The 12387-nt window shown below is 48.5% G+C and carries 20 protein-coding genes; 16 read left to right on the forward strand and 4 right to left on the reverse strand.

What is annotated here, in order from left to right; genetic code table 11:
* Positions 1-31: 31 nt before the first annotated feature.
* The 4 genes from PHI12_08495 to PHI12_08510 form a co-directional block, all read right to left on the reverse strand.
* The gene (locus PHI12_08495) at positions 32-223 is read right to left on the reverse strand and encodes a hypothetical protein (GenBank protein MDD5510835.1); all 192 of its coding nucleotides are present in this window, start codon (positions 221-223) and stop codon (positions 32-34) included.
* Positions 224-230: 7 nt separating this feature from the next.
* Positions 231-584, reverse strand: a complete 354-nt coding sequence (locus PHI12_08500; protein MDD5510836.1) for a hypothetical protein — start codon at positions 582-584, stop codon at positions 231-233.
* Complete coding sequence (locus PHI12_08505) at positions 574-900, reverse strand: hypothetical protein (protein ID MDD5510837.1); 327 nt, start codon at positions 898-900, stop codon at positions 574-576. The genes PHI12_08500 and PHI12_08505 overlap by 11 nt, the downstream gene beginning before the upstream one ends.
* Before the next feature lie 92 nt (positions 901-992).
* Positions 993-2687 carry an LAGLIDADG family homing endonuclease gene (locus PHI12_08510; protein ID MDD5510838.1) on the reverse strand — a complete coding sequence of 565 codons (1695 nt, stop codon included), beginning with the start codon at positions 2685-2687 and terminating at the stop codon, positions 993-995.
* A 70-nt stretch (positions 2688-2757) separates the two neighbouring features.
* On the opposite strand from PHI12_08510, the gene PHI12_08515 reads away from it, so the two are divergent.
* From PHI12_08515 to PHI12_08590, 16 genes are all read left to right on the forward strand, one after another.
* Entirely contained in the window at positions 2758-3480 is a 723-nt protein-coding gene (locus tag PHI12_08515; GenBank protein MDD5510839.1) for a hypothetical protein, read from the forward strand.
* Between the two features lie 13 nt (positions 3481-3493).
* Entirely contained in the window at positions 3494-4354 is an 861-nt protein-coding gene (locus PHI12_08520) for a hypothetical protein (GenBank protein MDD5510840.1), read from the forward strand.
* 231 nt (positions 4355-4585) lie between these two features.
* Positions 4586-4942 carry a hypothetical protein gene (locus tag PHI12_08525; GenBank protein ID MDD5510841.1) on the forward strand — a complete coding sequence of 119 codons (357 nt, stop codon included), beginning with the start codon at positions 4586-4588 and terminating at the stop codon, positions 4940-4942.
* A complete protein-coding gene (locus tag PHI12_08530; protein ID MDD5510842.1) occupies positions 4915-5586 on the forward strand; it encodes a transglutaminase family protein in 672 nt (223 codons plus the stop codon). Before PHI12_08525 ends, PHI12_08530 begins: the two co-directional genes overlap by 28 nt.
* Positions 5571-5912: a hypothetical protein gene (locus PHI12_08535; protein ID MDD5510843.1), complete on the forward strand. Its 342-nt coding sequence runs from the start codon at positions 5571-5573 to the stop codon at positions 5910-5912. Before PHI12_08530 ends, PHI12_08535 begins: the two co-directional genes overlap by 16 nt.
* Before the next feature lie 8 nt (positions 5913-5920).
* Positions 5921-6334, forward strand: a complete 414-nt coding sequence (locus tag PHI12_08540) for a hypothetical protein (GenBank protein MDD5510844.1) — start codon at positions 5921-5923, stop codon at positions 6332-6334.
* A complete protein-coding gene (locus PHI12_08545) occupies positions 6334-6840 on the forward strand; it encodes a hypothetical protein (protein ID MDD5510845.1) in 507 nt (168 codons plus the stop codon). The genes PHI12_08540 and PHI12_08545 overlap by 1 nt, the downstream gene beginning before the upstream one ends.
* An 11-nt stretch (positions 6841-6851) precedes the next feature.
* A complete protein-coding gene (locus tag PHI12_08550; protein MDD5510846.1) occupies positions 6852-7547 on the forward strand; it encodes a hypothetical protein in 696 nt (231 codons plus the stop codon).
* 153 nt (positions 7548-7700) lie between these two features.
* Positions 7701-8081: a hypothetical protein gene (locus tag PHI12_08555; protein ID MDD5510847.1), complete on the forward strand. Its 381-nt coding sequence runs from the start codon at positions 7701-7703 to the stop codon at positions 8079-8081.
* 43 nt (positions 8082-8124) lie between these two features.
* Entirely contained in the window at positions 8125-8778 is a 654-nt protein-coding gene (locus tag PHI12_08560) for a hypothetical protein (GenBank protein MDD5510848.1), read from the forward strand.
* A 104-nt stretch (positions 8779-8882) separates the two neighbouring features.
* On the forward strand, positions 8883-9341 hold the full coding sequence (locus tag PHI12_08565; GenBank protein MDD5510849.1) for a hypothetical protein: 459 nt from the start codon (positions 8883-8885) through the stop codon (positions 9339-9341).
* A 119-nt stretch (positions 9342-9460) separates the two neighbouring features.
* A complete protein-coding gene (locus PHI12_08570; GenBank protein MDD5510850.1) occupies positions 9461-10084 on the forward strand; it encodes a hypothetical protein in 624 nt (207 codons plus the stop codon).
* Between the two features lie 32 nt (positions 10085-10116).
* Positions 10117-10500 (forward strand): hypothetical protein, encoded by a 384-nt coding sequence (locus tag PHI12_08575; GenBank protein MDD5510851.1) that lies wholly within the window; start codon positions 10117-10119, stop codon positions 10498-10500.
* Between the two features lie 13 nt (positions 10501-10513).
* Complete coding sequence (locus PHI12_08580; protein ID MDD5510852.1) at positions 10514-11062, forward strand: hypothetical protein; 549 nt, start codon at positions 10514-10516, stop codon at positions 11060-11062.
* A 12-nt stretch (positions 11063-11074) separates the two neighbouring features.
* Positions 11075-12079 carry a hypothetical protein gene (locus PHI12_08585; GenBank protein ID MDD5510853.1) on the forward strand — a complete coding sequence of 335 codons (1005 nt, stop codon included), beginning with the start codon at positions 11075-11077 and terminating at the stop codon, positions 12077-12079.
* Positions 12079-12318 carry a hypothetical protein gene (locus tag PHI12_08590; protein MDD5510854.1) on the forward strand — a complete coding sequence of 80 codons (240 nt, stop codon included), beginning with the start codon at positions 12079-12081 and terminating at the stop codon, positions 12316-12318. The genes PHI12_08585 and PHI12_08590 overlap by 1 nt, the downstream gene beginning before the upstream one ends.
* The last annotated feature ends 69 nt before the right edge of the window (positions 12319-12387 follow it).

Consider the following 12387-nt stretch of genomic DNA (forward strand, 5'->3'; position numbering starts at 1 on the left):
TACCCTGGTTACCACGGTTGTCAAGGGGGGGTTATTCGGGTAGGACCTCGATGATGGTCCACTTCTTACATTTAGGGCAGAGGAACTCGACAGCTCCCAGCATTATAGCCTGGTTGCCCAAGAAGCGGCCGCAAGAAGAGCAGTACATAGGTTGTGTCTCGCACATTTTATTGAGAAGGACTTTACCTGAAACATCCTGGATGACTTCCGTTGTTTCTTTCACAACCATCTTATACTCCTTTTCCCTGGCACCGGCATTCGTGAATAGCGTTGAATATATTTTGCTGAAGTTCCTGCCTGTTTTTGGGCAGGGGGTAATCGACGATATTAACCATGCAGCCGGCCAGCTCTGCAGCCTCCTGCTCACAAGGCACTACACCCTTAACCCTGCGAGACTTTCTCTCTTTAGGAGGCTTGGGTGGCTGCGACCGGCATATCTTTTCTGCCTCTTCTCGGGTCCCAGCTTTCCCTGAACATAATTTACTACCACTACAGAAGTCCAACTTGCGCTGCTCTTTAGTCTTACCTGTACCCGTTATAAACGGGACCATGCATTTTCGATACTCGTCAAGTTTAAGGGGCATCTTCTTTTCCCTTCGTGCACTCTTTTATAGCAGCTATGAAGTCATCTTTGGTAACAGGCTTCTTAGATATGAGACACTCCGCTGTCTCGGCCAGCTTAGATTCTTCCGGCTTCAGGTCTAATACCCTCTGGCTAAACTCTATGGCATGCTGTTCTTCCTCGCCGGCAATGTGCTCAAATAAATTAGCTGTATCCAAGTCTCCCACACTCCTTGCTACTAAAGCTCTATCGATGTACGCTTTCCGCGCCATTATTTCCTCATCGACGCTCTTCTTGAGGTATTGAATAATCTTGGGGTAAACGTATTTATCAGCCATGGGGCTGCTCCTTACTCTTCACAGTCTCCCAGTATTTTAACAAAGTACATTTCTCACAGACTCCCATATCTTTTCCCGGACAAGTTTTGCACTTATCCGGTCTGTCCACTTAGTTTACCGGCTCCTTGTAACTGTTTCTGTTGCTCCAGGGTAAGAAGTGATGTCACCTTTTCGGTACCCATAACATCCTTCCTGTAAGCTCTTACCTGGGGGATAAGACCCCGGTAATACTCAGGGTCGTGTTTCATAATCTCTGTGGGCTGAAAATCAGGTACATGGGATTTATACCAGCCGATAATCTGGCCATAGACCGGCTTGTGCTCATAGGACATGATTTCCTCAGCCGTAGCCTCAACGCCGAAGTGGTGTTTATCAGCAAGACAGTTATGGGCAATACCGTGTGGAGTTAGATAACTTTCATCCTCGGCTACGCAGACGTTATAAACTGGTCCATTGTACTCTTCATCTTTTACGCAGCGTACCGGCAGGAACATATAACCTTCACCAGCCCACCCTTTGTTACGGAGTGTCCGTGATTGAACCACTCGCCAGCCAAAATCGCAAATAGCATTTAAACGGGACATCGCATCACCCGCAATAGAAATGGTATATGTATTACTTTCCGTCTTTATTAATCTACCCTCAATTATGCCATCTGGAGTCTTACTACATCTGAAACCATGCAGAATACCCAAGCGAAAAAGCATCATATGAATTTGATAAGCAAGGTCCTTTGAAACGGTAGCGTAATGCATTTCATTACTCGTAATGCATCCATCTCCCGAGAAGAGACCTTTTAGCAGCCTTCCTTGTTTTTCTGAGGGAAGATACATAAACCATGGGGGCAAGTGCTTTTCTAGGGCATTGCTGCCGAAGGCTTCAAAAAATAAGCAGAATTCTTTGTGGGTATAAGCGAGATGTAAGCATGTTCTTCTATGATATGTTTTCGGCTCGACTCCAAAGGTTTTGACAAATAATTGAATCACTCTGTCTATGTGGTTAAGCTCATGATATCCTAAGCTGATAGTAATACGATTTTCAACCTTACAACCTTCTGCGAGATACCACCCAAGTATCTCCGCGAGGTCAGGTGTAATGATATCCATATCGCGGGTTTCTAATATTCTAGGAAAAACCATGAAGTCCCCATCGGTTATGTCTCTAGCATGTACCCAAGCTAGTTGGGATTCATTTAATCCTCCATGAGTGCGCCAATTCCAGCGCCATCCATCTTTTGCTACCAATACTGGATGTTCTGGTGTAGCCCGGAACGGGGAGCCAAAATATACTAGGTCGATATTTCGCATTATGCCAGTATGGTTTCGCACCATATGGTCGGTAATGCGTTGCACCTGTCCTCTATGGCTGAAGATTCTCCTGGCTCGATTTTTGTAAACTTCAGCTAGTGTAATAACAGGGTGCATATCTCCATTTACGTAAACTAAAGAGTCACCAGGTTGACAGTCACAGGGTTTGCCGGCGATCCGCCCGCCCCCGGCAAGGTCCAGCTCCATCTTGTAGAGCTCTTTGCCCAGCCGGCGCCGGAGCTCTTCGATTGTTTCCTGGGTATTGGCCAGTTTAGGCTTGGTCACTATGGCTGGAGTAGTGCCGGATATGACTTGAGTAGATGAGGGTTGGATATGAAATACTTCTTCGCCCGGGTATGGTGGAAATTTCACTTCTGGCGGCGTATTTAACCCTTTAACGATGACGCTCACCAGCAGTTTAAGACCGACAATGGGTAAATTACCAAGGTCCATAGCTACCACCTCCCGTTTCGCTATCATATAACCACTTTACCATGGTAGTCAACCCCCTCTTGACAACCATGATGAAAGAGATACATGATAAAAGGCAATGACTGACAAAAAGCCACAGACGACAACGGAAAATGAACCTGTTAGTAAATGCCCTTTTTGCGACAAAGCCATATTACTTGGTGAGTATAAAAACGTAGGAGCTGCCCTGACAGCGCACAAGTGGGCTGCCCATGCCAGGGAAATGAATACGCAACTTGACGCTGCCCGACAGAAATCAGCAGAAACACGAAAGATTAAAAGTATGGCCAAAAAGGAAAAGAAAAACAAACCCTTACAGACCACTATCGAAAAAGCCATAGAGCCAGAGTCCAATACAGAGCCTCCTGTCACCTCCATAGAAGAAGAGCCAGTTACTCAAAAGGACACTGAAGCAGTGGCTCCTCCACCAAGAAAGACCGAGGAAGAAAAGGCAGAGGTGGAGAGACTAAAGAGACTAAAAGTAGAAACCGAGCGGAAATTAAGAGCAGGTCCGGGGATTATCGCTACTGCTACCGCTCCCAAGCCCGGTGCCATTCAATTCCAGCTTGGTGCTCTTTTGATAGAGGTCGATCCATTAAGCCTGGTAGAGTGCTACCAACTCTACAAAGACATGGTTACCCGCTGTGGACTGACCAGTACGTTCTCGGAGGCCATGGTTGATTCATTTGGCATGGCATGGCGGATGCTGGCAGCCGAGCTACCAGCAATGGAGCCGCGGCATAACGGTAATGGACACCATGAAGTTTCCCAGGAACAAATAACCAGAGTAAGAATTGCTTGAACAAGGAGGAATCATGTCTAGTATAGGTGAATTGCTTGGCAAGAAGTACGGTGATACCAAAACTCAAAGTGGGGAAGGTAAGACTGACAAGGACAAATTCCAGGAAACATTAGACTTGGCGAATGATGCCGCCAAACTACGCATTGTTGAGGGAATTGGCGGCACTAAAGGCGTTGTAGAGAAACAAGCTGATAAAACTACCCTCGATATCTCCGGTGTCATTAAGGCCCAGTCTGAACAGATTAACAGCCTTATGACTAACCTGGTGACCCTTATCACTGCAAAGAAAGATAACGTTGACCCGTTCTTTGAGTACATGAAGGGTGAACTCAGGGACATGAAAGAACAACTGAGTGGCAACGACCCACTGGCGGCTATAGCTAATAACATGGCGGTAATGAAAAGCCTTACTGACCAGATGAAACAGCATCTTGGTATCGGTGCTCCAGTGGCCGGTACCGGCGACAACATAAATCTTATGCTGGAGATTGAGAAACTAAAGGGTGACAGAGAGGAATCAGCTCGACGCTGGCAGGCAGAGAGAGACGATATCCACCATCGCTGGGAGATAGAGGACAAGAAATGGACTGCCGATTATAACATGGCAGTAAACAAACTCTCCAGCGATAGCAAAGGGAGAGAAGGCGCTGCTACCATGGCTCAAGACTTGATTGGTTCAGCAATTGAGGCTTTCGATGCCGGGCGTCGAGGAGTAGCGGCAGGGGCGCAGGCTACACCACCGGTACAATACAAGCTCCCCAAGAGTATTATCTGCGAAGAATGCAAGAAAGAGATAGTTGTTCCCGAAGACCATAATCCTAGTCAGCCTGTAGTATGTGCCTGTGGCGAAAAATACAACTTTGGACCAAAATAATGGGAAAACATCCGGCAGAATCTTTAACCCCCCACACCCCCCATAAGATTAAAGATATATATATAGAGTTAGAGTTAGATAAAGATTATGTAACGGCGTTACATCCACGCCTGAGTTTGAGGCTGTAACGGAAAAGGTCGTTACAAGGTCGTGCCTAGAAAAAGTGTCATGTAACGGGGCCAAGTCGTTACATTCCGTTACATTTCCGTTACATTTGGAGGTCATAAAGTAGTGGGTAAACTACAAGATATTTTAGACAAATTCGATGGAGTGACTTTTGCCAAGTCTCTTATACTTAAACAGATAAAACGCAAGATCGACCCCTTCCTGGAAAAGTGGGGACCTGAACGATGCGATGCTATGATATTAGCTAACAAGGACTTCGGTGATGTTATACCTCCGGAGCTGGTAGCCAAATATGCCCCTGAAGGGAAGAAGTGGTCGTTCTTACTGGAGAAATTAACCGACGATGACTTTATTTCGATACTGCCGCCCTGGTTTATTCAAACTGTTGACAACCGTGGTAATCAGGGTACAGAATGGGCGGGTAGGCAAATAAAATGGCTGAAGGGATTTCTTGGCGAATAGACCCCAAAACAGGTAAAAAACTGCTTATCACCGCAGCTGTAGCAGTTGGGGTTGGCATATTCCTGAGTCAGATTTCTTCAAAACCATCAGGCGCTTCAGTTAAATACCCCACTAATTATCTGGTAGACCCGGACTCCGTATCTGAAATAGCGACACAGCTGCCCAATGATGAGGATGACTTCATTCTATCGGCATGGGATTATGTCCACAATAAAGTGCGCTATTCCAGCTATAACACTGATATTTTTCTCATCAATTCCGGCGTAGAATGTACCCGCTGCTATCATCCGATATCAGTGCTTCAAAGCGGCAGCGGTAACTGTGTAGCTTCGGCCTCATTGCTGACATCTCTTCTCAGAGCCAAATTATCCCCTGACCGGGTATATGAAGCGGTAGGGTATCTCGATACCGGCAAAGGTGATTTTGGTCATGCCTGGGTGGAAGCCAAAAGGAACGATGGTAACTGGTACCTATTAGAATCAACTTCGGCTCCCTGGGGATGGCAGTCGAGGAACGCTGCTAACAACTATGAAACTTTAGCCAAGTTTAACGATGCCAAGTTTGAGTGCTATAGCCATGAAATGTGCCAGGTCGCCATGGGGTGCCCCTGTGAGCAACGGAGTGAAAGATGGCGCGGCCTTTAGTTGTAACCGGTAATACTCTTAATGAGCTGCAGCACCAGCTAGAAGCCTGGTACAAGCCCGGTGCCAAGATGCACCTTTACCTGGGCGTTCAGAGAGACATGACTGCCGAGATACTTGCTGATATCCAGCAAAGTTTGCTAAAAGGCGGAGTGAAACTTACCTCCCCTCTTGATATAGGTAATGGCAAATGGCCCAATACTTTACGCATACAGTTTGAGAAAGGTATAGGCCCACTGCCGCTGGATAGCCTAACCAGTAAACCTTTAGGCTGGATACTGATAAATGTAAATGCTGTTAATGCCAGGCTGGGAGGTAATCTCCGTTAGGAGGAATTATGGCTTGGGAACAAATAGGTGAAGGTGGCAATACTGACATAATGGATGTTGTCAGTTATGAGAATAATCAGGTCGCTGAGGGTCAGAGGGCAATGCTTCAGTGTGAATTTGCCCTGCCGGTACCGACCTGGCAGATAGATAATTTACGTGACACTCTGACATTTGCGGGGGTGGAGGATTTACAGGTTTCGAGCAGCGGTTCTCAAGTAAATGTAACCTGGAGGAAGGGGTTTGCCTGGGCTGCGGTCATTATTGCAGCTCTAGTAGTTATAGCACTTATCATTATCTGGCGAATGTTCAAGGATGTGCCAGCGCCGGTACAATCGTTTGCACTTATTGGCATAGTAATAGCAGCTCTAGCCGTTGTCGGCGTGGTCGTATATAAAGCAGTAAAAAGTGGGAGGGCACCCTGATGAATGAAAATGCAAGAATCAGTAGACTCAATATGAGGCCGGTAGCGTTCAGGCCAATGGAGGCGAGTTATGAGGCTGGGGCTCTAATCCCAGGCCCACGTAATCATATTCTCGATGCGTGGGTGGAAGTGAACAGCGCTCGCGTAAATCAAGTAGTGGTGGGCGGTACTTTCAATATCGGGGTTCAATTTGAGGCCGAGAATATCAATGGCAATACCTGGCATCTGGCCATAACGGGAATTGACCCCACTGGCGCTGTAGCTTGTTTTTGGGATGAGAGTGTTGGTTTCCCCATACAAAAGAGCTATGTAACCGACACTCGATTGTTAAATAAGCCCAGCTCACCCATAATGCCTGCCGGCACCGGAGCACTGGTGGTAACACTCAGGTTGTGGCTTAACGATGATTTCAACGTTAGCCCTTCAGCTCCGCCGCAAAATCTGTGGCTCAATGGGATATCCGGTCAATCGCCTCCTCCAAACACTAATGGCCCGTTTACAGCCTAATAAGGAGTGTCATGGCAACTTTAACGATTGCCGATAGTATTATAAACCAAGGCGGGAACATTACCTTTAGCCTCACTGGCTTTTATGGAGGATATGCTATTTATGTTGGAGTGGTAGGCGGCGGCTATGCCACCTTCTACGCTCCGACTGGTAACTTATCTAATGCAGTTATGGGACCTATCGGAGAGGCTCCTGGAGGTCCATACACTTTAAGGGCTTGGCAAGAAGACGAATACGGCTCACTAATAGCTCAAGCTACTGCCCCCTTTTATATAGAGGCAGTCGGCTGGTGGAATGTAGTGGTAGCCCAACTTTCTGTAGGACGCCCGGCAACTTATAGTGGCTGGTACAACTCAGCCTATGCCCAGTTTTCGATCGCTCGAATAGTCGGCGTCTTAGGTTGGTACAACTCAGCTTATGCCCAGTTATCAGTTACTCGAATGGCAGCCTCTAGCGGCTGGTATAACAGCGCTGTGGCCATCTTGAATGTGAGTCGCGGCGCAGCCTCATCTGGCTGGTACAACTCAGCCTTAGCTCAATTTTCAATCGCTCGAAAGGGAGTAGAGCCGCCCCCTCCGGATGGTGAGGGTGGTATAAACTGGCCGGCAGTGGCCATAGCCGGCGGTGTCGTAGTTACCCTTGCGGCTGTTGCTGCCACTCACAAAGGGCAAATAAAGAGCGTAGTATCTAAAATCAAGCGCAAGTAACCTATTGACAACCATGTTATTGCTGGTAAAGAATTACTGCATGTCTTAAATAAAATAAGGTTTTCTAAAAGAGGGGATCAGATTTATCTGAAGATGCTTCCCCTCTGCAACCTTCAGGTCGAGAGGTTGCCACTATCTAAAGGAGGTAGAAAAATGATTGATGTAACCAAAACCATTACCTCGGTAGTAGAGGGCGCAGTCGATATCGGCATGGTCAAATGGGATGAGAAAGCCATCGCGGCTAATGCAGCCTCAACCAGAGGCGCTCCCTTCAAAGGGGCTGTTGATATCTCACGACTGGCAATCACCATCGGCGGATACGCTGCATGGGCCTTGGGCAAAGGGAAAGTGGCAGTTATTGGCGAGGCGGCAGCCCTGTCAACAACTCCTCTCTTGATTCACTCGATTTATAATGCCATGCAGAAGCCCTCGGTAGCCCCTGTAGTGCGTGAGTACGTACAGCGAAGGGTTGCCAATCCGGTACCTGCAGGACGCACCTATGAGCCGGAACTGAAAAAAGCCTACGCAATGTAAAAAGCATAAATAGTAAATTTAGCTCTGAAGGAGGAATACACGGATGAGCTCTAAAGCATTTCTTATCGAAACCGATTCCATGACCTATAGCGACCAGCAACGGCTAAGAACCGCTGCACTCGCTGGCGCTGTTCAGCGAGCATATAACCAGGGTATCGCACCCTGGGACAAAGAGGACCTTCCCCTGAAAAACGATTCCAAATTTGCCGATACCCCTGACCTGAGTGAACTTATTGACTACATAGCCAGGGGTGGATGGCCCAAGAATCTGGACGCCCGCGAATTCCAGCCCACGCTTGATGCTGGTGCTGGTGCTGCTGCGGACTTCTGGAATACCCCTGTCCTGGCTGCAGTCGGCACCGAATACAGCTGTCTTGGCGCTGTTGGTGTTGCCCCCGCTGCCAGCCGTACCAATAAGATAGTTGTCTGGTACAAAATTCAGATAATCACGACCCCATTACCGGTGAACCGGCTTCTCTTCCGCCGCAATACGGCGACTGGTTTACTCCAGGCAGAGTTTGACCTGGAGCAGGTTTCCGGTGGTGAGAGAGTCGATGGTTACTTCTCTGAGCCCCAGGTATGGGACAAGACTACCCCCTACGCCATCAACGCTATGTGCATGCTTCTCACTAATGCAGCGTGCAAAGTCGTTCTTGGCAATTTCGTTGTTGAACCTGCCGGACAGACTAACGTCTAGTTGAATAACGCACCGGGGGGATGCGTAATTCCCCCCTTCCCTACTTATGGGGCGTGCTGGAGAGGCCGTAATCCTCTTACTTTATTCAAACTGGAGGTAATCAGATGGGTCAATATTCTCGTAGAGTACAACAGTTACTTTTGGGTCAGCAAGGTGCTAGTTATCAAATATGGCCAGCTCCGACCGGTGTCCCCGCGACTGGTGTTGCGGTAGTTTCCGGTGCCGGTGCCTGGGGTAACGTAGCGGATATCGTGGCTGCTGGTGCTATAGCTACTGAGTTCTGGTGTGTTGGGTTGTTCATCCAGACACTAGGCGGTGGTGCTATTCAGGCAATGGAATTCATTGTTGCCAGCACTGGTCCTGCCGCTGGTAACCCCGGTCCTGTAACTACCCCCTTTATCTTCCAATTCAGGGTAGACCCCAGCCTGGTAACACTGGACTATGGCTTCTTCCCGTTGCCTTACCCGGTGTATAAGCCAGCTGGTACTCGCGTTTGCTACTGCGCCGGCGGTGCTGCCGCCAGAAGCATGGCCGTCAGTTTGGCCTACGCAATCAACTTATAGCTCAGTCGTACCATGCACCCGGATAATCCGGGTGCATGGTACCTTACTAAAGTAATTGAATATTGAATAAGGCTATCTAATCACTCTTTGAGAAAAGAGAGAAAAAAGGAGTGTGAAGTATGTCACAAGATTTTATGCGCCGAGCCTACAAAGCATCGGACGCGATGGAACCCGTTGCCCTGCTCGATGATTTTGTCCGGGTCATTACCAACGGCCAGGAATATTTCGGCAAGGTAGATTTCTTTGAAGCTATCCCCCCATTTCAGTGTATCGACTTTTGCGCTGTTCCTCCATGGGGACCGCTGGCAGTAGCCACTCCCATGCCGGCAGCCACCAGCCCAGGCAAATATAATGTAACCAATCTTGACCTGGACGACGACGAGTTTGGTCAGTGGCGCTGGTTCCCGCTCGATAATATCCAGGTAGGATTATATCTGCCCTCCGGTGTTGCCAAATGGTCGCTGAAGAATATTCAAGGCGCTCTTGACAGGGCAATCGTCTATCGCGATCCGCTACTGGTATCAACAGAGTTTTACTCATGGGAAGACCAGCGGCCGGCAATGCAGCCTACCAACTTCTCTGGATATGTTCAGAATGCCGCTCGGATTGTCGCCTTTGGCTATCGATATCATATTTCACAGATCAAGGTGGGCAACCCACTGTACACAAACCTGTTGAACGGCAACACTCCATGCACACCGGTAATCTGCAAGGGCTTCATTGGGCAGCCTTCAAGAACGTAAAATCGAGGTTTATTAAATAAAGGAGGAATTCTATGCCAGCTTTAACTGAGCTTGATAGAGGATATAAGGTTACTGGTCCAGTAGTAAATTTGGCGGTGGCTGGAGTTGGAACAGCAGCAGTGGTATTTATCCGCTCCAACTTTGCCGGGCAGATAGGCACAAAGAGCTTCAGAATTAAAAAGGTCATCTGCCGTAACAATGCGGCGGGCGCTACCTTCTTAAACATCGGCACCGGTGTTGGGGGCCTTTTTGTCGCTGCTATCCCCGCTCTAATGACCTTAAACAACATGGATCAAGAGTTTGGTCCGGAAGAGCTGGGAAATGCGGAATTTTTCGCTAGTGCGACGGCTTGGCCTACTGCCCTGGCCGCTGGTGGTACACTCGATGTGCAAATAGAAGTTGAAGAAATAGGCTAAAGGAGGCTCCACTATGGCTGACCGCCAAGATTATACGGCTATAGCCGCAACTGGGGCCGCCGTTATGGCTGCTCTGGCCTGGTCTAAAAGTCCGGCAGCCGCCTCAAGCCAGTTTCCGCCGGAGCTTATGCAGCTTTTGACTGCAATGGCCAGTGACCTGAATGATGCTGACAGGGTTAAACTTGCCGACATTCTGGTAGCCATTCAACAATTGAATCCTGAATTGAATCCTGCAGTTGGGGGCTTAAAAGGTTACCCCGCAAATCTACCGAGACTTAGTACAACAAGGGTGCAAATACTGGCTGTTAATACAGCGGTACAGCTTCCAGATATTGTCATACCGGATGGTTTCGCTGTTAAAATCAAGGCATATCCAACTAATGCCGGCATAGTGCGCGTCGGACCAGGCAAAACTGGAGCTATCGACCCTAACCAGGCCGAGACGCTTCTGGCTAATGAAGCCACTTTTTACAACATACAGAATACCAATATTCTATATGTGACGAGCACAGCTCTGGCCGTTGTCGGAGAATATGTTACAGTGACAGCGGAGCAATCATAATGGAGGTGTAATATGGCAGGCGGTACTACTGTTACCCCGGTATCCCCCGGCCTTACTTTTTACGGTATTGTTTCTAATGTAATCTCTGCCACCCAGTTTACAGTACCATTGCTGGTAGGCAGAGGGGATACTTTTTTTAATAACTGGATGGTATACGTGCTGCGTAAAGGCACCGGTACCGGTGCCGCCCCCCAGGGCGAGCAGCAAATAGCCACTGCCTTTGTCAGTAACAGTGGCCTGGTTACATGCCCGGCCTTCACCGCAGTTCTCGCTCCAGGCGATGAGATACTGATGCTGCACCCGGATATCTCAACAGTATTGGCAGCCGGCATCGCCGCAGTCCTGGCAGCTATCGGAGGCGTAGCAGCCGGTGTAGGTCTTTGCTACCGTGGCATAGTTACTGGGGTTCCTGGAGCTGGCCAATTCACCATTGCAACCCTAGCCGGTCAAGGGGGTAACTCATTTATAGACCTCAGTGGAATAAATCCCTACTACGCTTTTGTTAAAACAATCGCTGCCGGCACTGGTGCCCCTCCGGAGGGAGAGCTCCAGCCAATCACAGGTTATGCCACCTTAACCGGAAACTTCAGCGCGGGCGCTTTTACAGTCCCAGTTGGTATTGGCGATGAGATTCTCATTATACATCCCATGCTGGCCAGAATATTTAACATGTACGGAACGCCTCCGGCCACCGGAAGCCTAGTGGCTAACTGGCAGGCTGCAGAGCAGACCTTAGTTAACATCGGCGCAGCCAATACCAGGAACAAGGTCAATACCTTAATGATTGACATGAATGCTATCGGTGGTACACTCACTATCCGTATGTATCATGCTATAGCCGGTGTTCAAAGACAAATCTACAGCCAGGCTTTTACTGTTGCACTCGATGGACCCGGACGATGGACAATTAACGGCCCTGTTGGAATATTCGATATTCTCCGGGTAACCTGCCAAAGCAATCTTGTTGGTGACAACGGTGTAGCCATAGCCTACAGCTATATGTTGGAGCACATGTAATGAGTCTTGAAATCAAGAGCGGCGGAGTAACCGCCATATCAGGGTTAACCATAGACGCCGATAAAGGCTGGGCGGCTAAAGGTATCTCTAATATTAAAGAGGTAGTTGCCGGCATGGCTGAAGGTGACATGATTTACCATGACGGCACAAGAATAGTCAAGATAACTCCTGGCGTTATAAACTCTGAACTTATAACGAAAGGTCCGACCTGGCCACCCATATGGGGGTTCGTAGCATGAGTGTAGAAACGAAGGGCGGCGGAGTAACAACCCTATCTGCGCTAACCATCGATGCCGACAAGGATTGGG

The organism is Dehalococcoidales bacterium, from assembly GCA_028716225.1.
Taxonomy (GTDB): Bacteria; Chloroflexota; Dehalococcoidia; order Dehalococcoidales; family UBA5760; genus UBA5760.